The organism is Endozoicomonas sp. ALB091, from assembly GCF_049310265.1.
Taxonomy (GTDB): domain Bacteria; phylum Pseudomonadota; class Gammaproteobacteria; order Pseudomonadales; family Endozoicomonadaceae; genus Endozoicomonas.
In genome coordinates, this window is the sequence record NZ_JBLYNQ010000015.1 from 1 (window position 1) to 22,813 (window position 22,813).

The window sequence follows — 22,813 nt, forward strand, 5'->3', positions numbered from 1 at the left end:
GCCTTTCTTGATGGCATTCAGCCAACTCTGGGCAGGCAGCTTGTCCGACTTCACGGCGGCGGCACTGCGCTCCACGGCAGAGTAAAAGGTGTGGCGCACGGCCAGCGTCGTTATAGCGATTGCCTTTCGGACCGTTGGGGTTAAAGCTGCCATTGCGCTTCAGATGCCCACGGGCAGCACTGAGCAACTCCACCGCATCGGCATCGGTCCACTTGATATTGGGGAACAACCGGCGCAGGGCATTGCGGATCATGCTGACCACTTTGGTCAACAGGCCGCTCTTCGGGTCTTTCTCCGCCAGGTGTGCCAGGTATTCCTCGGCAACGATCCGGTTGGCTTCGGCCTCGCTCTTGCCTTCCATCTGCCGGGCGTAGCGCTTGGCCAGCGCCTGCTTCAGCCGGTCGCTCATATCCCGGTGGATTTCATCGAGCACGGTATCCAGCCGCTTGCCCAGCAGACCACGGACGCCTTTATGGCCCACCAGTTCATGGAGGACGGTACGGGTTGCCTCGCCCACATTGTCCAGGTTGGCAGCGATCAGGTAGGTATCGCCCGAGTCCGGGTCAAACAGGCCCCGCACCCGGCCTTGTGCCTTGTCGCTGATGACTTTCCGGTAAAGGTGTGAGGGCAGTTCGGTTTCAGACTGCAATACATGAATGGCCTGATTGAGTTTCTGCTCCAGCGGCTTCAGCTTCAGCCGCAGGGGACCGGACTGAATGCCTTTGGCATTGGTGTCTTTGCGCAGGGCATAAAAAGAGCCTCCCTCGCTCAGGTTGGGGAAGCCTTGTTCAGCGGCTGACTGGTAATCACCCTCCTTGCCGGTAAAGTGATCCAGCACATTAATCCGGTCGCCCCGGTTGAAAAAGTTGATCAGGTTCCGGGTGCCTTTCATGGCCAGTGGCGAACCACTGCTTTTCAGGATGACCGACGAACTGTTGGTGCTGTCCAGTGACGTCATAATCCGGGCAGCCGCCGGGTTATCTGTGGGGTGTCGCAGGGTCTTCAGGTCGCTGTCAGACAATGGCAGGACGCCGGTGACATTATATTTGCTGTCCAGCAACACCACCGCATTGCCACTGATCGTATCCAGAAAGGGGCGCACCGTTTGCGGTGAGCTGAAGTTGATGTGAGGCCGGTTAAAGCGCAGTCGCCGTTCGGTAATGGGGAATGCTTTATTGCGAGCCATGCGCTTAGGTGCCACCGCTCCTGTCTGCTCCGAACCATCGGCATCCATAATCCTGGCGTGGCCGGTGATACCCACCACAGCATGACCCATATTCACTACGCCACTGCCGTCCAGCACATCGTTCAGGCTGTGGGTAATATGCACATCGGAGGTACTGGGGGTTGGATCACCGGATGGATGGTTATGGGCAAACCAGACGCTTTTGGCATCCGGTGTGGCGACCACTGCACCGGCCAGTGTCCAGGGTGACACGGAGGCAGAGGCTTTCTGCCCCTTGCTGTGCTTGATGACATTGATCACCTTGTCGTTGCCATCGAGCACAATGGCGTACATTTCCTCCTGCGCCAGCTTGCGGATCGGGGCGATGAAGTGGGCAAGGTCGTCGTGGGTGTGGATGGTGTCGGTGCCAGCCCTTATGGTGCCGGTTTCAACGTGCTTAACCAGAACACGTTGGTTCTCGATGATCTGCTGTTTGCGTTCTTCACCGGTCAGATCAGGGGAGGCGAACAGGTCTTTCTGACCGGCGTCTTCCAGATTAGATTTTTTGCCACGGCGCTTACGTTCTTCTACTCCGCTTTGTTTTTCGTTTTCTCCGGCTCTGTACTCACCCCCTGGTTCATCAATTTGTCGAAGTCCGATATGGCTTCCAGCTTCATCTTCTGATGCTTCTGCATTTCCTTTTTCTGCTCTGGCGTCAGCAGATGCCCGAACCGCAGATAGGATTTTGTCCAGGTCTCCAAGGAGCTTTGCAGATGCCTTTTTGCCTCCATTTTTTTGGGGTTTTTTCTCTATCTCTTTTTTGTTTTTTTCTGTTTTTTTTAGGGGGTGGGCTTTGTGAAACGGGGGGGGGGTTTGGGGGGGTGGGCGGGGGGGGGGGCGGGGGGGACGTGTGTTTGGGGGGGGGGGGGGCTTCGGGGGGGTTTTTTTTGGGTTTTGTGCGGGCTTTGCTTTTGGGGGGTTGGGGGGGGGTTTTTTGTTTTTGGTTGGGGGGGGGTGGGGGCTTTCTGGGGTGGCCCCCTGGCTCTCCAACCACCAGATCATCAATGGTCTGCCGGATCAATATGGACTGCACGGTCTTCCTTGCCCACGGGGTATCGGCCAGCTTTTTCAGCCGCTGGACAATACCGGCCTTATCCTCCCGGCCATCCAGATACCGCTTGACAGCCGCCCGTTCTGCACCGCCCAGACTCTTGATCCCAGGCACCGAATAGTGGGGTGCATTGCGGCTGTTGTATTTGCCTTTGCCTTCCTCAATCCCCGCAAAGTCATCATCCGTCCATTCATCACTGTCCAGGGTGCCATCATCAACGGCATCCAGCAGGTCGTCTACTTCATCCCTTTGGGCTTCTCTGGCAGACTCAGTTGCTCGCCCTGCGGGTTCTCCCGGTTCACCTTTTCCGTTGCTGCCTTCAGCATCTTGAACAGGTCCGGTTTGTTTGGCCTGTTTCGGGTCCTTGATCGGAGTGCTCTTGTCGCCATAGTCTCTCTCCAGTTGTTGGTTGGTCTGCTCGATCAGATTATTCAGCGTAGCCTCTTCGCTGCCAAACATATCCCCACCGGCCTGCCCCTGCTTCTGGAGGTACTGCTCAATCTGGCTGGCCAGCTCAGAGAGTGCCTGCCCCACCTGCTTTGACTTGTTCAGGTTGGCATCGAGCCAGCGGGCGAACAGTTCCGTTTCCGGGCTAAAACTGTCCAGCAGGGAACGCTGGTCCAGAATCTCGTCCACCGACTGGCCACGGTTGCGGCTGTCTTGCAGAATCCTGCTGGCTTCCACCAGGGATTCGATCACGCCATAGTTACCGAGCTCAGGATCAATTCCCTTGGCCTTGGCAAAGTGCGGTGCTGCCATGGCCAGTGACTTGATCAGGTTTTTCAGGTCTGGTTTGTCGTCCTCGGCAAATAGGCTGTTCAACCGTTCATCATCGTAGGCTTTCATAAACAGGGCCGACTCCACCCGGTCGCGCATCTGTTTATTCCAGTGACCCTCTCTGGTCTTCAGCTCTGCGGATTCGTCACCGAGCCGGTCAGCGAACCGGGCAAGAAAGGTGTCATTACTGCGGTGCAGCAAGTCGCCCGTGCCATCGGTATCGAAGTGGTTAAGGTCTTCCTGGGTAATACGGCTGGCGTCCAGCTTGGCTTTTTCCGCCGGGGACATCGTAGCGGTTTCGGGCTTATTGGCCTCCTTGGTAAAGGATACCCGGTCTTCGGTATCGAGCTTGCCCTGACGTTGGCGCACCAGTACCGGTTCTTTGAAGCCGTCAATAGCCTCCGGCTTCAGGCCAAAGGCCTCGGCGTTGTCCTTCAGGTACTGGCGGTAGGCTTCAGCCCGGTCCCCATAAAGGCGGTATGCCTTGCGGATCGCAGATACCCGGCCATTGCCGCTTTCCACCACCCGGTCACTGCCGATGATCGGCGCGCCACTGCTGGCCAGCGGGTTAGCGCCGAGTTTCTTCGGGTTCAGCTTGCTGGCAATGCCCCGGATCTGGGTTTCACTGGCCTGCCTTGCCCGATCCCTCGGTTGCAGTTCTGCCGGGTAGTCCGGGTTGACCCTGCCGGTGTCGTTATGACTGGTGATCAGGTCGGACTGTTCATAGAGGGCATACTGCGTGCTGACTTCCCGTTCATCGGCCATCACCGTTTCATCGGCCTTGCCCAGTACCGGCTTTTTTCCAGAAGGGACTCCTGCTTTTTCCTGTGGTGTTAGCCTGAGCCCTTTTTGTACCTGCGTTTCGGCTTTTTGAATTTCCCGGTTAAAGCCTTCGCTGTCTCCGCTTTCAATCATCCATTTCAAAATTTCCAATGGCTCAGTCAGGTCTTTCGGGGTTCTGCCCATACCCTCCTTGCGGGCTTCAATCTCCAGTTGCCGATGGTTATGGATCAACCGGCGCACCCGGCGTTTTTTCTCGCTGGCTCCCTTGCCCTGCCAATTAAAGGAACGGAACAACCGGTTCATGTTGCTGACCCGTTCCGTGTAAACAGCCAAATCCTGTTCGGGGTTGCCGGTGTAGCTGCCCGGTTCAGCGTTTTCTATCTTGTCACCAACCTTAACTGGCTTCATATTGGTGTGGGGTTTGACGGCTTTGCCCTGCCACTCTGGTTTCGTCTGTGCTGGCAGCACCTCGCCAGTCGGTTTTGACCACGGCTCTGACTCGACGATCTGCCGGTTGTTGATGGACTGGCGGTTCGGGGTTTGACCTTCCAGCCCAACTGAGCGACCATTCCACTGGCTCGGCTGCTCCATGTTGTTAGCAGGGTCGGCAGTCTCCACATAGCGTTGGCCAAACCGCACAGCTTCTGCCGGATTACCGGGTCGGTTGCGCTGCCAGGCTGGCTGATCATAGTCACTGAAATCTTGTGGACGGGCACCCGGCATATCGGACACACCGCCACCACCGGGAGGATCATTCGGGTTATGGTCATCCCACCCTGTAGGAGCTTCCATTTTCGGATCGGGCGGGTGGTACTGCCCGGTCAATGGGTCCGTATAGCTCTGGTGATGATCTGCCCAGCCTTCCGGTGCGGCCTGTGCTTCGGCTTCGGCCTGCGGCACCTGCTCGCCATGATGCTGCAACCAGCTCTCCAGATTGGCAATGGCGATCGAGTTCTGCCGCAGTTGCTCTGCCAGCATGGTCTGGTCGGCGTTGGGCTCCTGCATCTGGTCTTGCAGGGTCTGGTGCTGACTCATTAAGTCGTTCAGTTTTTCCTGAGTGGCACTGACCTGTTCCGGGTTCCGTACCCGGCCAAGGCCACCCACCAGACCACCCACCGGACCACCGATGACCATACCGGTCAAGGCCTGCCCCAGGGCATTATCGGTCAGGCCAACAGTCTGACCGGCCTGCTGCTGGCCATAGTTTTCGGCCATCTGCTGGCCGTAGCCTTCACCGAACTCCTGGGTTCCTTCAGTCAGCAACCCTTTCAGGGCATTGGTGCCACGGGTGCCAGCGGTTTTCAGGATGACGTTTTCCAGGGCAGGACCACCGATGCCCATGGACAATGCCCCAACCCCTGCGCCCGGCAGGAAAGCAGCCTGTGCCGCTTCTTCAGCCAGCAGTGCCTTGGCCTGCTCAAAAGGCTCACGGGTATCACCGCCCCCGGCCTGTTCATAGGTCTGCTGATACAGTTCCTGGAACCGGGGATTGTCTTTCAGGTCCTCATAGCCGAGATTCAGGATGGTATTTTTTGCGCCTTCTGCCGCAGATCCACCGATCATGGCACCGCCGGTCAGTCCATAGCCGGTATGATTGCCTATCTTGTCGATGGTATTGGCGAGTCCCTGTACGCCACGGGCTTCGGCCAGTGTTCCCACGCTGGCGGCCCTGCCTGCACCGGCAGCCAGCGCCTTGTTGCCGACACCGGCCAACGCCTTGCCCCCCAGACTCAAGCCCCGGCCTACGGCACCACCGGGGATCATGGAGGGGATCAGGGAACCCAGACCGGAGACAATACCCAGACCGGCACCGGCCCACGTACTCTGGTCACTGAAACCAAAACGGCCATCAGGTTGGGTGCCAATATTAAACCCCTGCAATGCCTGACCGGCAGAGGGGGACATATCATCAATCTGCTGTTCGGCCTTTTTCCGCAGCCAGTTAGCCGGGGCATTCTGACCATTGCCACCAAACACCCGGTCAACACCGGACACCAGATCGGCAGAGCCCTGATAAGCACCGTGCAAAAAGGCATCGCCCATATCACCGAGCACACCGCTGTCCGGGTTGCCCCGTGGCCTGGTGCGCTGGTTAAACTGGAGGTAGGCGTCTACGTAGTGTTCATCCGGTACATGGGGGGCAATATGCTGCTGCCAGTACTGCTGGCGCTGTTGCTCCCGTTCGGCGTCATTGGCCTGCTGGTAGGCAGGCGTCGCAATAAAATCGTGCCAGTTCATGGGGTCGTCCGTGAAGATTAGTGGGAGTGGCAGTGGGCAGCGGGCAGTGGTTTATTAGCGGTGGTTGGGGTTGTTCTGGGGCTGGTACTTTCGCCAGTTTCCGGGCAGCATACTGTTGCCACCGAAGCCATAACCGTTGCCCTGTTTCGGTGCTGCTGTTGCAGGTGTGCCGGTGGGTGGTGGTGGGGCTGCGGTGAGGTCATCAATACGCTGCCGGTAGTCCTGGCCTTGGGTTTCAGCCTCTGCCCCCCTGGGACCAAACAGGTCAAAGTCCGGGTTATCGTTCTGGTATTGCGTTGGTCCATTCTGATAACCGGGGTTGCTGGGCTGGTAGGGCTTCATCAACTGGTCCAGTGCGGCTCGCACGGCTGGGGGTTTGAGCATGGACAGTTCTTCCGGTTTCAGGTTCTGATCGGCCAGTGACTGGGTAGCCATGGCTTCGGCCATGGGCATAAGCTGCTCCATCAATTTGCTGACATCGCTGACGCCCTTACTGCCGGGGTCGTAGGTTTGCTGCCGTTGACCGGCAAAGTTGTTCAGGTTGGACAGGGAGCTGAGATAGAACTGCTTGACCGGATCACCATTGTCACTGAGCAGGCTGACCAGCGGGTCTTCGTTGCGGTCGCTGTGGTTTATTTGGATGGAGGATACGTTACCGGCCTTAATACCGGGGTGCTGGTTGATAAACTTAATAGCATCCTCTGCATCCCGTGGGTCCTGCCCCTGATGGTACTTTTGCAGCATCCGGTTCAGCTTACCGGCATCCTGCGTCAGTGGGCTGACCACCGTTTCCTTTCTCTCCATGGGCATACCATAACCGGCCTGACTGCCCTGCGGTGCTGGCGGCGCGGGTGACTGCCTGCCGGTCTGACCGATCCCGTACTGGCGGTTGACCAGTTCGTCGTGCTGGCGCTGGCGGTCATAGAACAGGTCGGTATCGTTCTTGTCGATGGATTGCTGGGTCAATGCCTGTTGCTGCTCTTGCCCATTGTATTCCTGCTGCCGTCTGGCCAGTTCGCCAAGGCGCTGGTTGATGGCGTGCTGTTCTTCAGCGTAACCGGGCATTTTGGTGCCATGGCCCAGTGACTCGAATTTGTTCTGATAGACTCTGCCGTCCGATCCGATATACATGGTGTTCCTCCGTGAATTAATACTCGTAATCAACCGTTTCGCTGTAATTCCATTTGCCGTTATTTTCGTATTTATGCACCAACCCGTGCTGCCACCGCTGCTGCGCCTGGTTGAATGCCTGGTTCTGCGCCGCCAGTTTAATCTCGTCCTGCTTAAATCCGTAACCAAGGTCGTACTGACGGGCCGCTTCGTTAAGCTGGTCATACTTGATCTTGTTATCCGTGAACATATCCGCTGCCAGCTTGTAGACATTGGCGGCACTGCTGACCCCATCGGTGGCGGTCCTGGCGGTGTCCAGTCCCAGTTCTGCCACGTCCAGGTTACGATTCCAGCTTTCCTCCCTGGCAGTGTCCCGTACCTGGTTCTGGATAGCCGACAACCCGGCAGCTTTATGAAGGGCATTGCTGGTACCAAACCCGGCAAACCGTGCTGAATTGGGGTTTACGCCCATCCGGCGCATATCCCGTTCATACTCGGCCTGTTGCAGGTCGGCGTTGGCCTGATAGTCGCTACTGGCTTCCCCCAACCGGCTCTGGAGCTGGGCATTGGATACCGTCGCGTTGTCCCCCAGGTACTGGAAATTGGTCTGGTAGTTGTCGAACACATCAAACAGCTTGTCACCGTATTCCTTGAGAGTGTCTGCTGCATCAGTTGCAGCGTCGATATTCAGTTGATACTTGCCGTCCTGATCATCGTAGGCATAGCGGGGGGCGATGTCGGGCATTCCCGGTTGGGCATTGCCTCCTTGCCCAAAGTGACGGCTGCCGGAGCCCAGGGAAAACGTGTTGAAACTCCCCATCTGATCCAGACTTTTCTGGTAGGCGCTGTTGCCGGTCAGTCCGTAACTGTTGCCTGAGTCAGGCATCCCTACACGGGTGAAGCCTTGTGATCGTGATATGCCCATGATTATTCTCCTGTTTATTCGCCGGTAGCGGTCCAGTGGATAATGGCATCTGAAATGCTGGCATCGGTGGCACCAAGGTCATAAGCCGTGGTGTCCCAGTAGAAGGTGTTGTTGGAGGTGGTTTTTTCGTAAGTGTTGTAGCCACCTACATCGTCAGGGATGCGCACTCTCGCCCGACCTTTGGCAATATCGTTTCCCCAGACCTTACTTTCATAGAGATAGAGGTTTCTGATCTCCAGTCGTATATCCACCCTGGCGAAAAACAGGATTTTGGTGATTTCCCAGCCAGTCAGTGCCGGGTTATTGATCGCAATATTATGGCGTACTGTCTGTGCAGAACCGTTGGGACTGAGCGTTTTCTGCCAGTCGTTGCCTCCCCAATCCTCATTTTTGTAGTCGTAGGTGACTTCACCACTGTTGAAGGTGCCCTCACGGTCTTCAGCAAAAAATTGCACACCCACGTCATAATTTCCCTGGGTCAGGGTCTGGCTGATTTCGAGGTCATGAGTAGTGAACTGGTCAATGTCCACAGTGACCGACTCACCATCAATCCAGTCCCTGTTGTCCGGGCGATACTTCAGGGTCATGGTGACTTTACGGTTCTGCCAGGTGCCGCCACTGCCAGTGGACCGACTGCTGGCAACACGCCCTTTCACCGTCACCTTTTTTACCTGATCAGTGTCGTAAGAAAACCATTGCGCGTTATTACCAGCTCCCTGATAAATTTTGCCGTTGGCCTCGGTTTTGCTGCCATCGGCCAGCAGCAGTCGGGCATAGGGGAAAAACACCCACGCACCTTCAATAAGGCCATAGGGCTGGGGAGTGGTGTGGTAGAGTTCCAACCGCTGGGACTGGTCAGGATAATCAGCGTTATAGACGGTAATGTCGCGGGGATAGAGGTTAATGGTGGGCTGGCTTTTAAAATACGCGGGAACGATCACTGCCTGACCATTTCTGCCGACGCCGCTTTCCGTCCGGCGCACCTCTTTATACCGAACGTGACCGGCCCTGGCGGTGTAAATATAGGACTCGATCCGGCCTTGTTTCAGCACCAGATAGTCGTTGCCGGTGACATCGGTATAGCGGCTGCCATTGGCTTCATGGACCAGAGAAGCCTGTGCCCGGTCATCTATCTGTGCTCGCCACACTTCGGTGTGGTTATGACCGTTGTAGGCCGGGGCATCCCATTGCAGGATTACGGCACCAAAAATGCCGTTGGTGGACAAGCCGGTGGCAGCGGTGGGTGCATCCGGCGCTGTTACGCCACTATCTCCATCACCCTCTACCGGGACCGTGATTTCTGGCTGAACCGGTTTCAGGGTATCAGTAATGGAACCCACGGCAGAGGCAGGCAAACTTAACCGCTGGCCTATTTCTTTGGCCAGTCCCAGCTCAGCCAGCTCGCTGTGCAGCACTGCCTTGTCTCCGGCATTGCCGCTGCGACCGGCCAGACGGTTCAGGAACTCGCGCACGTAGCGGTCTACGCTGGCGGGCAGCGCGGGAAATTTGGCCATGGGTAACCTAAAATGGTGAACAGTAAATAAAAAGGATGCAGGCAATGCAGAACAGCAAAAACAATCTCTACGACACCGACTATGAGCAATGGGCAGAGCAGCAGAAACAATTATTGCTATCCGGCCAACTTGACCGGCTGGATATTAAAAACCTGTTAGAGGAACTGGGCGACGTGGGTAAAAGCAATCGAAGCTCCCTGACTTCCCACTGCAAAACCCTGTTATCCCACTTGCTTAAATATCAGCACCAGAGTCAATTCATAAACCCTGACCTGCCCATGCCCTATAACTGCGCAGAATGGTTCGGTACGATCCACCGCTGCCGGAGAAACATCCGTGACCGGCTGGCCGACAACCCATCCCTCAAAACCCTGTTGCCGGAGTCACTGGAGAGCCTGTATGCCAAGGCGCGCAAGGAAGCCGTTGAAGAATTGCGCCCCTACCTGCAAAAACACCAGACCCTGACCGAAGGGGATTTCCCGGATACCTGCCCATGGACCTATGGGCAGATTATGAATGAGGAATGGCTGCCCTAAAGCTCTGCCATCGAGCTGGCCACAATCAAGGCGGTCACGGTATCAGTACCTGCCAACTCAAACTGCCAGCGACTGCCCCGGCATGCGGGGAGTCGGAAGCCCCGGCCAGACGTGACCGGCAGTTCCAGAATTTGCTGTTCATCCCGAAACACCCGAAACACCAGGTCGGTATAACTGTCGGCCATGATCCTTGCCGAACTGAACAGGGCAGGCTTACCCTGAAACACCTTGCTGCGCCACCGATAGGGCATCAGTGCAGTGCCTTTGTCCCACGCCTTGATGGTGTCGCCAATGGCCAGATACAGGCTGTCGTCCTGAAGATCACGGTAACAGGCATCAGCGTATGTGCCGAGCTCGGTAAAGGTGCCGCTGTCAGGACTGAAGATAAAGCCGCCTTTATCGTCTGGAGAGTCCATAGCGTCCCCATAAAAACCAAAGTACCGGCCATCATGGAAGCAGGCATGGATGGTCTGTGGCTTGAACCGTTGCCGCCAGTCTTCCGGGTTGATGATATTGCGGGTCATCAACTCTGCCCGGCCGCCAGCGATCCGCACCAGACCATCAGGGGAGGCATACAGGGCCATATCCCCCATATCCACCATGCTGCGTTTGCTGATGCAGGCGTGTGCCGTATCCAGCCGTTCCAGGGTCATGGCACTGGGTTCGGTGCCAAAGGCCACATAGGGATAACCATCCGTGGCAATGATCACACTGTTGGCGGCCACTGCTAGCGACTGAATCTCATACTCCACCGCCAGCCGGTAGGCCGCTGGCCAGGCATACAGATGGTAAGGCTCACTGAACATCAGCTCCTTGCCAGAGAACCCTGCCGCCACGCCACCGGGCAGCACCACCATGCCTTGCAGGTTGTTGGGTGGCGCTATCCAGCCGATGGTTTTCAGGATGCCGCCCCGTTGGTCCAACGGCGTTTCATCCACCACAGTGGTGACGCCTACGGGGGTATCGGTGGCCACCGTTCCGGCGTTGTTGATCTGGGTGCAAAGCTGATACACGCCGATCTGGGTGCTGGTGTAAATCCGGTAATGGGTGATATTCAGGTCCACGGCACCGGGACCGGAGCCCACGGTAATGTCCACTGTTTCACCGGGCTTCACTACAATTTCACCGGAGGGCAGCGATGGCGGTCCTTCCCGTCCGTTCTCGTCCACCCAGGTGTAGGTATAGAAACGGGTTTCGGCATCCACTGCTTCCGCATCGTCCAGCGGTGTACCACTGAGCGTCACTACGGGAGCCACGTCCGGTTCCGGCAGTCCAAGCTGATGATCATTAACCGGATAGTCACTGCCACCACTCAAGGCCAGGCCGTTATCGGTGTAGCGGGGCCCTTTCACCGTGCCGGTGTAGTAAACCCGGTTATTAGGGTCGTCGGCCACCGGGGAACGGATCACGTCCACGTCCGTGGTCCAGTCAAACCAGTACCGGCTGCCTTCGTTGCGATAGAGGTAGATGGACTGCGGCGTTGCGTTCAGGGCCTGTTCATCAGCAGGAGCGTAGTAGGCTCGCAGGCTGCCATTGGTCAACCGGCAGTCAATGGCGGCCTCTGCCTGGGTGTCTTCGAGCAGATGGCTGTCCAGCCAGGGGACTTCGCCGGTGAAGGAAGTGATGTCCAGTTTCATGGGCGTTTACTTTTTCAAGCCATACAGGGAAACCGAACCGGACAGCTTGTCAGCCACACTGGCAAACAGTTTTATTCCGTGCATGGTTCCGCCCCATTCCGCTGACATCGTGGCATACAAATAAGGGTTACCGTTACCGGTTTGCAGGTGACCAGTGATTGCGCTAAAGCCACTGCCTCCCGGCGTGATGGAGATCTGGCCGGAGACATTTACTGAGGAAAATGTGTCGTCCATTAGTCGCAGACCAGAATACTCTTTGGCCACTGGGGTTGTTGTCCCGTTATGAGCCAGTACTTTCATTCTGAAAGCGCCATAACCATCCCAGAATCCCCCTCCGGCACTTTGCTGAATGGATAAGCCCATATACTTTCCAACAAAATCAGTGTCACTGATAGTGACATTGTTCAATATCAACAAGTATGAACCGTACACGGTGTCATCCATCAGGCTGTCAAAAATAAATTCCGTGCCGTTGGTGAGCGTTTCGGTACTCAGTAGTTTCATACCATCGGCGTTATTACCCTGACTTTCCAAAGCCGCTATGCGGGCAGTCAGGTCGCTAATGATGTTCTGAAGACCATCCACCGAGGCGATGCTCTGGGTATGGTCTGAAGGGGTGAAGGTAGCAGGTTTACCGGCAAGCTCGCCCCAATCCCGGAGGGTGAGTGATGTAACCACGCCACCTACCAGTGCATACAACTTGCCATCAGCGGTATTGATCGCCACCTCCCCCGACGCAAGGTCAGAGGCCAGTGGCACCTTGCCCGGCGTAGCCGAGCTTTTCAGTTTGATGGTGTTAGACACAGGCCCATTCCTTTTGTTGCTGCCGGATCAGAAGGTGCCGCCATCCAGGGTAACACCATCAATAGAACCGCCTGTGATACTGACACTGGCTGAGTTCTGAAGCGCTATGGTACCCAGCCCCAGATTGCTTCGGGCAGTGGTGGCGTTAGTCAGATCCGCCAGGTTCTGGCTTTTGGACATCTTGCCAGAGACCTGGGAAGTCAGACTGGTGACGGCATTGGCATCATCATTTAGCGCTTCGGCCAGTTCGTTAAGGGTATTCAGCGCGGCAGGAGCACCAGCAACAATAGAATCAACGCCAAGCTGAACCCGTGCATCCACCTCAGATTCCGTCAATCCTTGCGCACTGCCTCCCGTGGCCGACACCACACCACTGCCATCAATCGACAGGCCAGCGCCTATTTTTATCCCCCCAAACCGGGAAGCAGTGGCAGCAGGTAGGTAGTTGTGCATATTGGTGGTCAAATCGGTCACGGTATCGGTGAAATCCTTACCACCAATCGTGTCGATACCGGCACCGTCAACACCAATATACAGCTTTTCTGAAGCCTCCGAGTAAGCCAGCTCTCCGGGGGATAGAAAACTCGGTTTTGCAGTTGTTGTACTGCGCTTTATCTGGATTTTCGTTGCCATAATGGACACTCCTGTCTCAGGCGTTTAATAAAAGACAGTGGCTAAAAGCTGCCACCGTCCAGACTGGTGGGGGCATTCTGATTCACAGAGTCCTCCACCGATTGATGCAAGACCACCATTTCCTGTTTCAGGGTGGTCAGTTGCAACTTGTCGGCGTCGTGGGCATCGTGCCAGCTTTTGATCTCGTTATATCGCTGGGTAATGTCCGTGTTGATCTGCCGGTTTTCCGTGGTCATGCCCCACAACGAGCTGGACAATGTATCAGCCCGGTCTGAAGCACTATTGATCAGCGGTAGGCTACTGGCTACTGCCTGTTCAATGGCAAGCCGGTCTGCAACAATCTTTTGCTGCAAGGCTGCAACAACGGCCACATCATTGACGATGTTGGTCACAACGGTGGCTTCAGTGGTCATACCTGTTTCTCCTATCCAAGTGCGTGGGTAACCCCGGACTGAATCTCCACCTTACCGATAGCAATGGTCGATACGGCACTGCCATCCGGGGTAATTAACTGCAAATCGTATTCGTAGCGGTAAGGTGTCAGCTCGTTGGTGTCTTCCGGTGCCAGGTACATCACCGCCGTCGAACCGGATACCGTCATCCGTTTTTGCAGTACGGCATCGTCGTCCGGCTGCATCCGGTGAAATTTCAGGGTAAAGATCAGCTTCCAGCCGGTCAGGTCCTGAAGCTGGCCATCATCCCCCTCGAACGCTATCGGGATGGCATAACTGTCTCCCCGTAAAAAGGCGGGCAGTTGCTTTTCGGTTGGCATGGCCATCAGACAAATCTCCTTCTCGTCACCGATTGCTCGCCACCGCTGACTCCGACCAAACCACGGATACGCTTACGGTTCAGTTCCTTCTCATACTTCTGCCGGTTTACCTCACTGAGCTGCGGGTTCGTCCAGGGTTCATCGGGCATCATTTGCAGGTCGGCCAGTACACCCCAGCAGGCAAACTCAAGGGTCAGGTTGCCCACATCGTCCGGTATCTCTGTCGCTTCAAAGGCAGGCATCAGGGTCAGCTCGATGTCGTGCATGGCGTCCTTGTCCGGGATCGGGGCAACGTGCAGGGCAGTAGTTTCAACATGGCGGTAGTAGTAAGGGGTTCCGGCAGAAAGATAAGGGGGCAGCAGATCACGGCTTTCCAGCCGGGTGCCGTCTTCGCGCAGGATATTCTGCACTGTAGCGATGTCGCTGCCAGCAGGTGCGGTCAGGTCGTAATCCTTGATCCCCTTGACCATAAACAGCTTGTCATGGTGTCGCCAGATATTGGCTCGGTGGCAAATGTCCCGCAGGGTAATGATCAGGTAGTTCTTGATCACCTGATCCGGGCAGCCTTTGACATACGGGCGTATGCGGGAAAGGTAGGCATCCAGTTTCATGGGCTATGCTGTCCCTGGGAAACGTCCGAATAAAAATCAAAGGTGTAATTGGATGAACGATAAACAACGTGAAAATCTGGCAAAGCTCTGCCATGATCTAGTGAAACTGCCTTGTGGCCTCTGCCTGATAGGGCCTCTCATTAATACCCCGAACAATCTGGAAGAACTGCTATTTTTTGGAGCTTCAATAGCAATCGGACTTATCTACCTGGGGCACCGACTGGAGAGCACACTATGACCGTAGGCGATCAATATCTGTTAATGACTGCGTTGTTTGGTATCCCGCTACTCGCTTGCATCGTCTGGGTGGAATACCACATCAGAAAGCGGAAAAAGAATAAACATTAAGGAGTTATTCAATGTTTGACCTTGACCCACTATCTCTGACGATGGCTATTATGGCTGCGGTTATTTTCGGTGCGACAGTGACTTTCCAACTCTGGGACTACTGCCGAAAAAAGCACAACAAACATAAGCACTAACCCTCGATCTTACCCTGAAGCATCTGCCGGAACATTTGATCCACGTTCCATTTCAGCCCCAGATCATTGGCAAACATGGCCAGATAACTCTGGGCCTGCTGCCGGGTTATCCACAATATCCAGCAGCCGGTACGTGCCGGGGGGCAGCGACTGCACAGCCTGTGCCTGACAGGTAAAGGCCAGTAGCTGCGAGTTCACGTCTGGCCGGTTCTGCACCACGGCCAGTAGCGCTTCGTTATAAGCATCCTGCAGGTCACTGTTAGTCCAACGTGGCACAGCTGTGTTGTCCTGAAGCAGGTTGCGCACCCGCTGGATGATGGCGATAACCTTCATACCTTATAGCCGGTTACCCTGCTGGTCACAGAACTCCAGATCTACCCCCATTCGTTTCTTCAGCTTGGGGTTGTAGATAAAGACGCTATTGGTGTTCTTGTTCAGTACAAACTGCAGAGGCTTTTTCCCGGCCTTGGATGAAGTTGTCGGCTCCTCCGGCTCTTCTGGCTTTTCCAGCAGATCATCACCATTCATCAGTAAGCGAACTTCATCTTTTAGATCATCCAGCTTCTTGCGCTTGTCCAGCTCCACGTTAAACATCTGCCGGGCGACGGATTCAAGTTCATCCTTGCTGCGGCAGGTCTCCAGATCAAAGGCCATGTTTTAGTATCTCCATGAAAAACTTGTCACCACAATACCCATAGGGCACAAGAGACACGAAGACACAAAGAAAAGCTTTTTGTCTTTTCCTCCGTGTCTTTGTGACTTTGTGGTTCAAAAAAAAGTTAAGAGCGTTTGGCAGCCAGCAGCACACCTGCATCAGGCTTCAATACCTTATAGCCGTATACCTGCAGACCACGATGCCCCATGCCGAAGTGCTTCTCCAGCGTCAGGCTTTCATGCTTGATAAACTGCGAAGCAAATCCGGCGAAGTCCTTCACCCCAGCCATGCACTGGGTAACACCGGAAGCAGTGGCCAGGTTGTTGCTGCAATAAAGCGTGAACCGATCAATGATGCCCAGGCGGCCATTTCGCATGATGGAGGTACCATCTCCGGCCAGCGAAGCATCCTTCAGCTCGGACTTCTTGATCATGCCGCACACCCAGGGTGGCAGTACCAGCCAGCGGCCGGACTCGGGAATGTTCTTCTCGTCCAGCAGGGTGCCCATATCGACGATGTAATCCAGCACATTGGACTTATCCACAACCACGCCGGTACCACCGCCGTCGATCTTGTTATCTGGATGGACATCGGTATAGATATTCCCAAGTACATCGCCGTCTACTGCGATCTTCACGTTTTCTGCTGCATCAGCAGAAGACTCGTTGATCAGCTCGATATTGGACTGGACACTCTGGATATAGTCATCAATAAAGGCGTAGTACTTGGTCTTGTCGATGGGCATTTCCACCTTGGGTGGTTCCAGATCCTGATACTCAACCCCCACGGCACGGTCATAATCCGCTACCGTAATATCGGGGCGGGTACGGATCACTACCTTGGAGCCTTCCGACTGGATCTCACCTTCCCAGTTGGTGTTGCAGATAGCCGACAACACAGTTCGTTTATAGAACTTCGCGTTGAGCTTTTTGGAATAAATAACGGGCAGGGCATTTGCCATAGCCCCCGTTGGAAACGTGGTCGTTGCCATGATTCAGATCCCTTGAATCTCTTTCGAGAAACGATTAGAGCCTGCCTCCCTGCTTGATCCACTGGGCCAGAATTTCATCGAGTTTTTCTTCATTGTCGTTAAACTCTTTCTGCGGCATGGCCGCAATCTGGTCCAGTGTCATTGCCGGTTGGCGACCCTGAGTGGTCGGTTTCGAGCGGGACCGCACTGGCGGTTCGCTCATCTGTTTTGCCTGCTGCATTTTTTGCGCTGGATCAGGTGCAGGTTTGGGCGCAGGCTTATTCAGACCGGCAGCCTCTTTATAGAGACTCATGACCTGCGCTGCCCCTAATGGGCTGACACGACTCAGCTCCTGAACATCAGCCGTTTGTCGTGCAAACCAGCCTTTAAAGTCCTCACTGGCAGAGATCTGCTCCACATCAGGATGAAGACTGCGCAACTTGCTCCAGAATACCTGCCAGGCCTGCTTCGCCTCCTGCTCCTGCCGTGCCTTCTCAATAGCCACCAGCCGCTGCTCCAGTCTCCGGTTGAGCTGTTCTGACTCATCCAGCTTGTTAAACACCGGATCCAGTTCCTGGTAATCCTTACGGAGTTCCTGAAACTGATCAGACGGCTCTGGTTCGCTACTGGGTTGGTTCGGCTGACTCAGACTCTGCTGACTGAGCAGATCCACTTTGGCCTGCAGCAAAGCCATCTGTTGCTGAAGCTCCGTATTGCTGCGCTCCAGATCAGCGGCTTTTTGCGTCGCCCGGGTCATCAGGGCATGGGCATTCTTGCGGGACTCTTCCGCTTTGGTGTACTTGTCCTGCCAGTCTTCACCGCTCTCTTCACGAGATGTGGGGGCAGGCGGCTCTGACTCTTCGTCAGTCGCTTCCGGCTCCGGTGCAGGTAGCGGGGGTAACTTATCAGCGGGCGGGTTCTGGTCGGTCTGCTTGTCCTGCTCGTTCTCTTGTTGTGCAAAAGCGGCAGGGGCTTCCGTATTTAGACCCATAAGGGCTGCAAGTTCGGCGTCAGTTTCCTGATCCAACTGTTCGGCATCGATTGCCATCTTCACTCTCCCTGTGGGGCGCTGAGGCTTGTCCACATTTGGTTTAACCTGATCTTGTGGGGCCTGGGCTTATCCACATATTTCAGGCATTCACCGGTGACCGCTCCATGCGTTACCGGCATACCGCCCATCCCTGGGCATAAAAAAACCGCCGAAGCGGATTGGTTTTTACTGCTGTTTCAAATACGTCGCTGCCCTGAGCTGCAAGGCGATAATGTCATCCAACTCCTGCACTCTACCCTGCAGGACGCGCAAATTGGTTGAATCCTGGCACGTTGCCAGTTTCTCCAGCAGCAACTTGCGTCGGCGCAGAAGATACTCCTCCACCACTTCGTACTCCGGACGATTGCTCACCGTCAGAACGGCTTCCGCCTCCTGCGGCTTCAGGTGCATGGGATTGGGCATAGAGTTCTTCCTCGGGTCTCAGGGCTTTATCCGGATCAATATCCAGGGATTTCAGGTATTCGTTATACAGATAGCGATGGTCAGTCATGGGACCCAACACCGGATTCATACTGACGTTCAGGGCATTCATCATCCGTTCTGACTGCAGCTCTTTGGCAACCAGCGAAGCACTGCCCATGGCCACCACATCCAGATCACCCCGCTTGGCATCTTCGCTATCACTCCAACGCATAGCGAAATTAAACAGACTGTCGATCAGGGGAACGGTTGCGTAGTCGTCTATATTTTTCACCGCACTTTTCAGGGCCACGTTGGCCGCAGTCATCAGCATGCTCATACCGCTCGCGGTTTTGTTCAGGCTCTGGGTCTGTTCGCCATGGGTGTAACTGGGGAGTGACGTTTCTTCATCTGCAAATCTACGGAACATTTCAAAGATGCCGGACAGATCCTTCTGGTTACTTTGAATATTGATGGCCTGAATCATCGGCCCTTCACCAGCCTCGCCATCATAAAACCAGAGTCGATAGGGATAGATCTTCTTGGCATCTTCCAGGCTCATGCCTTCCGGAAATTTGCTTACATCCATTTGAAACATGGGACCAGCGGTCAGGGCTGCATTATCCAGCAGGGCTCTGCCGGTGGAGTTCATTACATCCTGACTGTCGTTCATCATGTAGGGGATGCCGATACCCCAGAACCGATGCAGTACACTTTCGTAGGGAACAAACTTGTAGGGGATCGCTTCCGGCTTCAGCGGATTGAGCCGTGCCATAATCATCCGGCCATCGCAGATCCAGATATTGGCCTGGTACTCTGCCTGCTCATCAATATCGGTAACGCCATACTCCATCAGCTGCTGGCCATCTACCGGCCCCCAGTACTCCAGCACATCAAAACGCTGGGGCGTAACGTACTGCTCATCATTGTTGTTAATGTTTCGCAGCTCTCGCTCATAATCTTCAGGAACATGATTACCCTGGGGAGACTCCATCAGAATGGCGTGAATGGTGTCCTGTTCAAACCCGGGGCTACCTGCTAATTCTCTGAACTCATGTTTGGTTAGAACATGGCGTCGAAACAGATCGTTCGGCTTGCCTGGATCATGGGAATAAGGATCCGGAAACAGATCAAAGACACTGGCCCATTCAATATCCGGCTCAATGCTCTGGTGCTCGTTGAGTTTCCATTCGTCACCTTCACTTTCCCACTTCTCATGGTTCCGAATATTCAGAGTGGCTACCTTGATGCAACCGGTTCCCAGGGTTACCTGCTCACGAACCATTTTTTTGATTTCGGTAAGTACGTTGGCATTAATCAGATAGTCCTTGATCAAACGCTTCATCTTCATGGCAGCGGTATTGGCCTTTTCCAATGCTTCCGCCATCAGTTCCCGCTCCATTTCATCGTTACGTTCCTGGATGAGTTGGTTTCGGGTTCGGGGATCAAGTCGATATGGCAATAGTTCCTGAATAGCCATCATCCGGATCTGCTGCTTAATGGCGGCAGGAATATCAGACAGTGGACTGGGAACAATATCCCAAAAGGAATCCACATTCTGAAACAGCAGATCAATAAGTCGTGAGTAGGCAGCATTGACTTTGGTGGCAGTGATCTTGATAAACACCCGGCTCAAGGCCTGCTGCTGCTCCATCACCTTTTCTTGCTCGGGACCGTATTCACCCTTTACCGCCCGCAACGCATCCAGCCACTCATCTTCCACTTCCCGCCGGGCCTCCCGGTAACCCTGCCAGCGGCTATAGAGATCCGAGGCAAAAGCATCACGCACCGCTTGTTCGCGACGCTCCTTGTCCAGAGAAGAGTCCAGCTCCGCCTGAGTCACCTCATCCGGGGTGGCCACCATCACCAATCCGTGTTCCATTACCTGACCTTCTTGCCTCTGCGTCGCAGCCACTCAAAACGGTGTCCGGCCATAATGGCTGGCCAGTACCCCACCACCAGCTGAGTAAAGAGAATAATTGTCCGCTCCATTAGTAAGCAGATTTCCCTGGAGCCCGATACTTCAGCTCATTGATATTGATCTTGCGCCGTGGCAGCTTCAGCACCATTTGCTGGGCGATCGCATAACTGATCACTCGATCATCGAAGCAACCTTCCTGGGCATTAGTGGCTCCGTTGTCTTCAATGACGTAGGTCTGGCACTCCTTTACCGTCTCTACGTTGCAAATCCCCGCATCACCATCCCTGAGCAATGCAGCCAGGTGATCAATCATTAATGGTTTTGATTTGGTCGTGGTCAGCCAGCCGATCCGCTTGGTGCGTTTCTGGGTGCGCTGGTCCACCGTGGTTTCCATATAGAGATTGGGATACTTCAGGTCTTTCAGTTTGGTGATGGTGGTCAGGCCGTGGTTGTTTCTCTCCACACCAGTCAGGGCATTGTTGTAGTAACGCCCCAGATGGTTAAGCATCTTGCCCAGATCATCCGGTGCCACATGGCCAGACCAGTGGGCAACCTGATAACCGGAACGATCCAATACGTCGATGGATGAATAATCACCGTGCTTGTGTTTGTCATTGATGGGAGCTAATCACTCAGCAACATCGCAACCAATGACATACTGCTGACTTCCCTCCACTGGGTACCAGATGTTCAGTAATCCCGGTTTCTTCCGGTTCAAGCCATTGGGTGTTAACTCACACTGCCATTTGGATGAATAGCATTCCTGTTTAGCCGCTTCAGTATGTTTGGGATCAAAGACAGGGCGACCAGAGAACAGAAACGCTTCCTGAATATTGCAGGGGTATTCCTGCTTGAACTTGTCTTCGGATTTCAGCTCATAGATTTTCTGGCGTCGCCACTGCAGCTGCCCATCATCCAGATCGTAAGTCTGTTTCAGGTATCGTTCGTCGGCATCTGTCGTGAACTCCTGGGGGACTTCGGCACGGTATTCGTCCTGCCAGAACCAAGGTATAAACACCAGTTCAAAATCACCGCGCCCAGCATCAGCGTCCATAACATAATCATAAAACACACCACCGACGCCGTTAGCAGTGCTCTCCAGAATGACCTCAGTATTTTTTTCATACTGAAACTCAGTCAACAGCCGTTCCCGGGCTGGCTTTACCCGTCTTTTTCTTCCAGCCATTCGTCCAGCGTCGGTATCTTTTCCGCTACCACAGTCTGCTCATGGCGATCCCGCCAGTGGTAACGGTTTTTCATATACATAATCAACATGGCTGGTGAAACATCCTTGTTAAGCCCCAATGCTCCCTGCATGTATTTTTCTTCCCAAAATACTTCAGCCAGAACATCTGCCTGAGCCACGGCCTCAGCAAATTCCTCATACTTGTCCATATATGACTTGAAACGTGTTATAGCTGATCCCCATTTCCGTAGCGGTAGCCTTTCGAGCTCAAACCGGTGCTCATCAACTCCTTCCACCTGATCACACATTTCCGGCTTGGTATTTGCTGTAGTTGGGCATGGTTGGAATAGCTGTTTGATGGCAAAGGCTATGATGCCTGCGGTAGTAGGTGGCAGCGATCCATTGAATCACACTGCTGATGGTCGAGTTTTTGAGTACGGCTTTGATGGGGGCATCCAGCCGTTCTTCACCGCGCTTTTCCTCAGAGCCAAGTTCACCATCCTCTTCATCGTGTTTAGCCAAGGTTTCAGGAATCTGGGTGATGCCGTCCAGCTTCTGCTCAATGCGATTGAACCGTTCTTCATCACCTATGGCTATCTCCTTGCAACACCCTTCAGTTTCTCAATGGTTCGGGTACCACCCAATCCCTGTAGACAGAGCAACAAAGTAATCACCCGTGCTGGTGTCTGCTTGGGTAACTGTTGAACCACTTCAGACTTATCAACAAGCATCAGTCCGATGATCACCACATCACGAACAATCCAGGTCCAGGCAAGAATAAACACACAGAGCCAACCAAGAGCGGGTCGCCAACCGGAGACAAAGACGGAGGGATGTTTGGCTTCTTCGATATTGGCCAATGCCTGGAGAATATGAGGCTGTTGCAACTGGTGATTCAAAGACAGTTCAGCTTTGGCTCGCTCTTCATCAGACGTGAACAAGCCATCAAGCCCACCCATCAGCGCTTTGGCAATTCCAGCCATTGGGTTCAGGTTAATCATCGTCCACCAGCTCAAAGTGTGGGTAATCCCTAAACCGATGATCCTTTAACTGACCATCCTGATCCCAGTCACCACCCCAGCGCAGCTTGATGCCCATACCCTCAGCAACCCCCAACACATACCCGGCAAAGTGAGCAGACCGTTGATAATCAAACCAGTCCAAGGGATAAGCCATTACATCCACCGCCTTGCTGGGCAGCTGATTGTGGTTACTGTCTGGCCATTGCAACTGCGACTGACCATTTTCAAACGCCAGCATCTGGGCAGCTTTGCCCCGATGACCACAAATAATCGTGCAATCGTAATGCTCAATCACTTTTTTGAAGACACGCTGAAGCCGCTCATCACAAGTCGACAAATGTCGCCTGGACGAAGCGGAAAAGTGAAACATGAAGCCCCTTTTTTATAGTGGTTCAGTTTGGAGGGATAAAAAAAGAAAACCCGGCAACAAGGGCCGGGTTTCTTTGAAAGATTCAAGCAGTGGGAAATGCAAGTTATCGGGAACTTTCCCAGCATGAGCTTTTACCGTACT

At 54.5% G+C, this 22,813-nt stretch carries 25 protein-coding genes; 3 read left to right on the forward strand and 22 right to left on the reverse strand.

The annotated features are described in order from the left end of the window. Positions 1 to 1,519 (reverse strand): JAB domain-containing protein (locus ACO6UX_RS23835; RefSeq protein WP_422450816.1); only part of this gene is annotated, 1,519 nt, incomplete at its 3' end. Between ACO6UX_RS23835 and ACO6UX_RS23840 the strand changes: the two genes are divergently transcribed. Then, positions 1,466 to 1,849, forward strand: a complete 384-nt coding sequence (locus tag ACO6UX_RS23840; protein ID WP_422450817.1) for a hypothetical protein — start codon at positions 1,466 to 1,468, stop codon at positions 1,847 to 1,849. The two genes, ACO6UX_RS23835 and ACO6UX_RS23840, sit on opposite strands and share 54 nt — an antisense overlap. A gap of 31 nt (positions 1,850 to 1,880) precedes the next feature. Here the strand turns inward: ACO6UX_RS23840 and ACO6UX_RS23845 are convergent, their stop codons facing one another. Genes ACO6UX_RS23845 through ACO6UX_RS23860 form a run of 4 tightly spaced genes read right to left on the reverse strand, consistent with a single transcriptional unit; the run spans position 1,881 to position 9,623 of the window. After that, positions 1,881 to 6,074 carry a hypothetical protein gene (locus ACO6UX_RS23845; protein WP_422450819.1) on the reverse strand — a complete coding sequence of 1,398 codons (4,194 nt, stop codon included), beginning with the start codon at positions 6,072 to 6,074 and terminating at the stop codon, positions 1,881 to 1,883. A gap of 54 nt (positions 6,075 to 6,128) precedes the next feature. Further along, complete coding sequence (locus ACO6UX_RS23850) at positions 6,129 to 7,205, reverse strand: hypothetical protein (protein WP_422450821.1); 1,077 nt, start codon at positions 7,203 to 7,205, stop codon at positions 6,129 to 6,131. A 16-nt stretch (positions 7,206 to 7,221) separates the two neighbouring features. Beyond that, a complete protein-coding gene (locus ACO6UX_RS23855; RefSeq protein ID WP_422450822.1) occupies positions 7,222 to 8,109 on the reverse strand; it encodes a hypothetical protein in 888 nt (295 codons plus the stop codon). 14 nt (positions 8,110 to 8,123) lie between these two features. Beyond that, on the reverse strand, positions 8,124 to 9,623 hold the full coding sequence (locus ACO6UX_RS23860; protein ID WP_422450823.1) for a hypothetical protein: 1,500 nt from the start codon (positions 9,621 to 9,623) through the stop codon (positions 8,124 to 8,126). 44 nt (positions 9,624 to 9,667) lie between these two features. Between ACO6UX_RS23860 and ACO6UX_RS23865 the strand changes: the two genes are divergently transcribed. Then, the gene (locus tag ACO6UX_RS23865; RefSeq protein ID WP_422450825.1) at positions 9,668 to 10,159 is read left to right on the forward strand and encodes a DUF29 domain-containing protein; all 492 of its coding nucleotides are present in this window, start codon (positions 9,668 to 9,670) and stop codon (positions 10,157 to 10,159) included. On the opposite strand, the gene ACO6UX_RS23870 is transcribed toward ACO6UX_RS23865, so the two are convergent. Genes ACO6UX_RS23870 through ACO6UX_RS23895 form a run of 6 tightly spaced genes read right to left on the reverse strand, consistent with a single transcriptional unit; the run spans position 10,156 to position 14,616 of the window. Then, positions 10,156 to 11,796: a hypothetical protein gene (locus ACO6UX_RS23870; protein WP_422450826.1), complete on the reverse strand. Its 1,641-nt coding sequence runs from the start codon at positions 11,794 to 11,796 to the stop codon at positions 10,156 to 10,158. The genes ACO6UX_RS23865 and ACO6UX_RS23870 overlap by 4 nt on opposite strands. Positions 11,797 to 11,802: 6 nt before the next feature. Then, positions 11,803 to 12,600 carry a hypothetical protein gene (locus tag ACO6UX_RS23875; protein ID WP_422450827.1) on the reverse strand — a complete coding sequence of 266 codons (798 nt, stop codon included), beginning with the start codon at positions 12,598 to 12,600 and terminating at the stop codon, positions 11,803 to 11,805. Between the two features lie 27 nt (positions 12,601 to 12,627). Further along, positions 12,628 to 13,233, reverse strand: coding sequence for a hypothetical protein (locus tag ACO6UX_RS23880; RefSeq protein WP_422447883.1), 606 nt, complete (start codon positions 13,231 to 13,233; stop codon positions 12,628 to 12,630). A 41-nt stretch (positions 13,234 to 13,274) separates the two neighbouring features. Then, positions 13,275 to 13,646, reverse strand: a complete 372-nt coding sequence (locus ACO6UX_RS23885) for a hypothetical protein (RefSeq protein ID WP_269671991.1) — start codon at positions 13,644 to 13,646, stop codon at positions 13,275 to 13,277. A gap of 11 nt (positions 13,647 to 13,657) precedes the next feature. After that, entirely contained in the window at positions 13,658 to 14,011 is a 354-nt protein-coding gene (locus tag ACO6UX_RS23890) for a hypothetical protein (protein WP_422446176.1), read from the reverse strand. Further along, entirely contained in the window at positions 14,011 to 14,616 is a 606-nt protein-coding gene (locus ACO6UX_RS23895; RefSeq protein WP_422447881.1) for a hypothetical protein, read from the reverse strand. The genes ACO6UX_RS23890 and ACO6UX_RS23895 overlap by 1 nt, the downstream gene beginning before the upstream one ends. Positions 14,617 to 14,975: 359 nt before the next feature. Between ACO6UX_RS23895 and ACO6UX_RS23900 the strand changes: the two genes are divergently transcribed. Next, the gene (locus ACO6UX_RS23900) at positions 14,976 to 15,098 is read left to right on the forward strand and encodes a hypothetical protein (RefSeq protein WP_422447879.1); all 123 of its coding nucleotides are present in this window, start codon (positions 14,976 to 14,978) and stop codon (positions 15,096 to 15,098) included. A 63-nt stretch (positions 15,099 to 15,161) separates the two neighbouring features. On the opposite strand, the gene ACO6UX_RS23905 is transcribed toward ACO6UX_RS23900, so the two are convergent. From ACO6UX_RS23905 to ACO6UX_RS23955, 11 genes are all read right to left on the reverse strand, one after another. After that, entirely contained in the window at positions 15,162 to 15,431 is a 270-nt protein-coding gene (locus tag ACO6UX_RS23905; RefSeq protein WP_422447877.1) for a DUF6682 family protein, read from the reverse strand. A 3-nt stretch (positions 15,432 to 15,434) separates the two neighbouring features. After that, positions 15,435 to 15,752, reverse strand: coding sequence for a hypothetical protein (locus ACO6UX_RS23910; RefSeq protein ID WP_422447875.1), 318 nt, complete (start codon positions 15,750 to 15,752; stop codon positions 15,435 to 15,437). A gap of 125 nt (positions 15,753 to 15,877) precedes the next feature. Continuing rightward, a complete protein-coding gene (locus ACO6UX_RS23915) occupies positions 15,878 to 16,744 on the reverse strand; it encodes a hypothetical protein (protein WP_422447873.1) in 867 nt (288 codons plus the stop codon). A gap of 34 nt (positions 16,745 to 16,778) precedes the next feature. Beyond that, entirely contained in the window at positions 16,779 to 17,771 is a 993-nt protein-coding gene (locus ACO6UX_RS23920) for a hypothetical protein (protein ID WP_422447872.1), read from the reverse strand. Positions 17,772 to 18,006: 235 nt separating this feature from the next. Beyond that, on the reverse strand, positions 18,007 to 20,055 hold the full coding sequence (locus tag ACO6UX_RS23925; protein WP_422447870.1) for a portal protein: 2,049 nt from the start codon (positions 20,053 to 20,055) through the stop codon (positions 18,007 to 18,009). 109 nt (positions 20,056 to 20,164) lie between these two features. Next, the gene (locus ACO6UX_RS23930) at positions 20,165 to 20,668 is read right to left on the reverse strand and encodes a hypothetical protein (RefSeq protein ID WP_422447868.1); all 504 of its coding nucleotides are present in this window, start codon (positions 20,666 to 20,668) and stop codon (positions 20,165 to 20,167) included. A 54-nt stretch (positions 20,669 to 20,722) separates the two neighbouring features. Beyond that, positions 20,723 to 21,280 carry a hypothetical protein gene (locus ACO6UX_RS23935; protein WP_422447866.1) on the reverse strand — a complete coding sequence of 186 codons (558 nt, stop codon included), beginning with the start codon at positions 21,278 to 21,280 and terminating at the stop codon, positions 20,723 to 20,725. Continuing rightward, positions 21,256 to 21,489 carry a hypothetical protein gene (locus tag ACO6UX_RS23940; RefSeq protein WP_422450828.1) on the reverse strand — a complete coding sequence of 78 codons (234 nt, stop codon included), beginning with the start codon at positions 21,487 to 21,489 and terminating at the stop codon, positions 21,256 to 21,258. The genes ACO6UX_RS23935 and ACO6UX_RS23940 overlap by 25 nt, the downstream gene beginning before the upstream one ends. A gap of 91 nt (positions 21,490 to 21,580) precedes the next feature. Then, positions 21,581 to 21,802, reverse strand: coding sequence for a hypothetical protein (locus ACO6UX_RS23945; RefSeq protein ID WP_422450829.1), 222 nt, complete (start codon positions 21,800 to 21,802; stop codon positions 21,581 to 21,583). Positions 21,803 to 21,873: 71 nt separating this feature from the next. Next, positions 21,874 to 22,281 (reverse strand): 3TM-type holin, encoded by a 408-nt coding sequence (locus tag ACO6UX_RS23950; protein WP_422450831.1) that lies wholly within the window; start codon positions 22,279 to 22,281, stop codon positions 21,874 to 21,876. Then, positions 22,274 to 22,672, reverse strand: a complete 399-nt coding sequence (locus tag ACO6UX_RS23955) for a M15 family metallopeptidase (RefSeq protein WP_101746746.1) — start codon at positions 22,670 to 22,672, stop codon at positions 22,274 to 22,276. The genes ACO6UX_RS23950 and ACO6UX_RS23955 overlap by 8 nt, the downstream gene beginning before the upstream one ends. Positions 22,673 to 22,813: the final 141 nt, after the last annotated feature.

What these genes read in the sequence shown, in the direction of transcription:
- ACO6UX_RS23845 (WP_422450819.1), bottom strand. Translation starts at nt 6,074, where the DNA reads ATGAACTGGCACGATTTTATTGCGACGCCTGCCTACCAGCAGGCCAAT.
- ACO6UX_RS23850 (WP_422450821.1), bottom strand. Translation starts at nt 7,205, where the DNA reads ATGTATATCGGATCGGACGGCAGAGTCTATCAGAACAAATTCGAGTCA.
- ACO6UX_RS23855 (WP_422450822.1), bottom strand. Translation starts at nt 8,109, where the DNA reads ATGGGCATATCACGATCACAAGGCTTCACCCGTGTAGGGATGCCTGAC.
- ACO6UX_RS23860 (WP_422450823.1), bottom strand. Translation starts at nt 9,623, where the DNA reads ATGGCCAAATTTCCCGCGCTGCCCGCCAGCGTAGACCGCTACGTGCGC.
- ACO6UX_RS23865 (WP_422450825.1), top strand. Translation starts at nt 9,668, where the DNA reads ATGCAGAACAGCAAAAACAATCTCTACGACACCGACTATGAGCAATGG.
- ACO6UX_RS23870 (WP_422450826.1), bottom strand. Translation starts at nt 11,796, where the DNA reads ATGAAACTGGACATCACTTCCTTCACCGGCGAAGTCCCCTGGCTGGAC.
- ACO6UX_RS23880 (WP_422447883.1), bottom strand. Translation starts at nt 13,233, where the DNA reads ATGGCAACGAAAATCCAGATAAAGCGCAGTACAACAACTGCAAAACCG.
- ACO6UX_RS23885 (WP_269671991.1), bottom strand. Translation starts at nt 13,646, where the DNA reads ATGACCACTGAAGCCACCGTTGTGACCAACATCGTCAATGATGTGGCC.
- ACO6UX_RS23890 (WP_422446176.1), bottom strand. Translation starts at nt 14,011, where the DNA reads ATGGCCATGCCAACCGAAAAGCAACTGCCCGCCTTTTTACGGGGAGAC.
- ACO6UX_RS23895 (WP_422447881.1), bottom strand. Translation starts at nt 14,616, where the DNA reads ATGAAACTGGATGCCTACCTTTCCCGCATACGCCCGTATGTCAAAGGC.
- ACO6UX_RS23900 (WP_422447879.1), top strand. Translation starts at nt 14,976, where the DNA reads ATGTTTGACCTTGACCCACTATCTCTGACGATGGCTATTATGGCTGCG.
- ACO6UX_RS23905 (WP_422447877.1), bottom strand. Translation starts at nt 15,431, where the DNA reads ATGAAGGTTATCGCCATCATCCAGCGGGTGCGCAACCTGCTTCAGGAC.
- ACO6UX_RS23910 (WP_422447875.1), bottom strand. Translation starts at nt 15,752, where the DNA reads ATGGCCTTTGATCTGGAGACCTGCCGCAGCAAGGATGAACTTGAATCC.
- ACO6UX_RS23915 (WP_422447873.1), bottom strand. Translation starts at nt 16,744, where the DNA reads ATGGCAACGACCACGTTTCCAACGGGGGCTATGGCAAATGCCCTGCCC.
- ACO6UX_RS23920 (WP_422447872.1), bottom strand. Translation starts at nt 17,771, where the DNA reads ATGGCAATCGATGCCGAACAGTTGGATCAGGAAACTGACGCCGAACTT.
- ACO6UX_RS23925 (WP_422447870.1), bottom strand. Translation starts at nt 20,055, where the DNA reads ATGGAACACGGATTGGTGATGGTGGCCACCCCGGATGAGGTGACTCAG.
- ACO6UX_RS23935 (WP_422447866.1), bottom strand. Translation starts at nt 21,280, where the DNA reads ATGGCTGGAAGAAAAAGACGGGTAAAGCCAGCCCGGGAACGGCTGTTG.
- ACO6UX_RS23940 (WP_422450828.1), bottom strand. Translation starts at nt 21,489, where the DNA reads ATGGACAAGTATGAGGAATTTGCTGAGGCCGTGGCTCAGGCAGATGTT.
- ACO6UX_RS23950 (WP_422450831.1), bottom strand. Translation starts at nt 22,281, where the DNA reads ATGATTAACCTGAACCCAATGGCTGGAATTGCCAAAGCGCTGATGGGT.
- ACO6UX_RS23955 (WP_101746746.1), bottom strand. Translation starts at nt 22,672, where the DNA reads ATGTTTCACTTTTCCGCTTCGTCCAGGCGACATTTGTCGACTTGTGAT.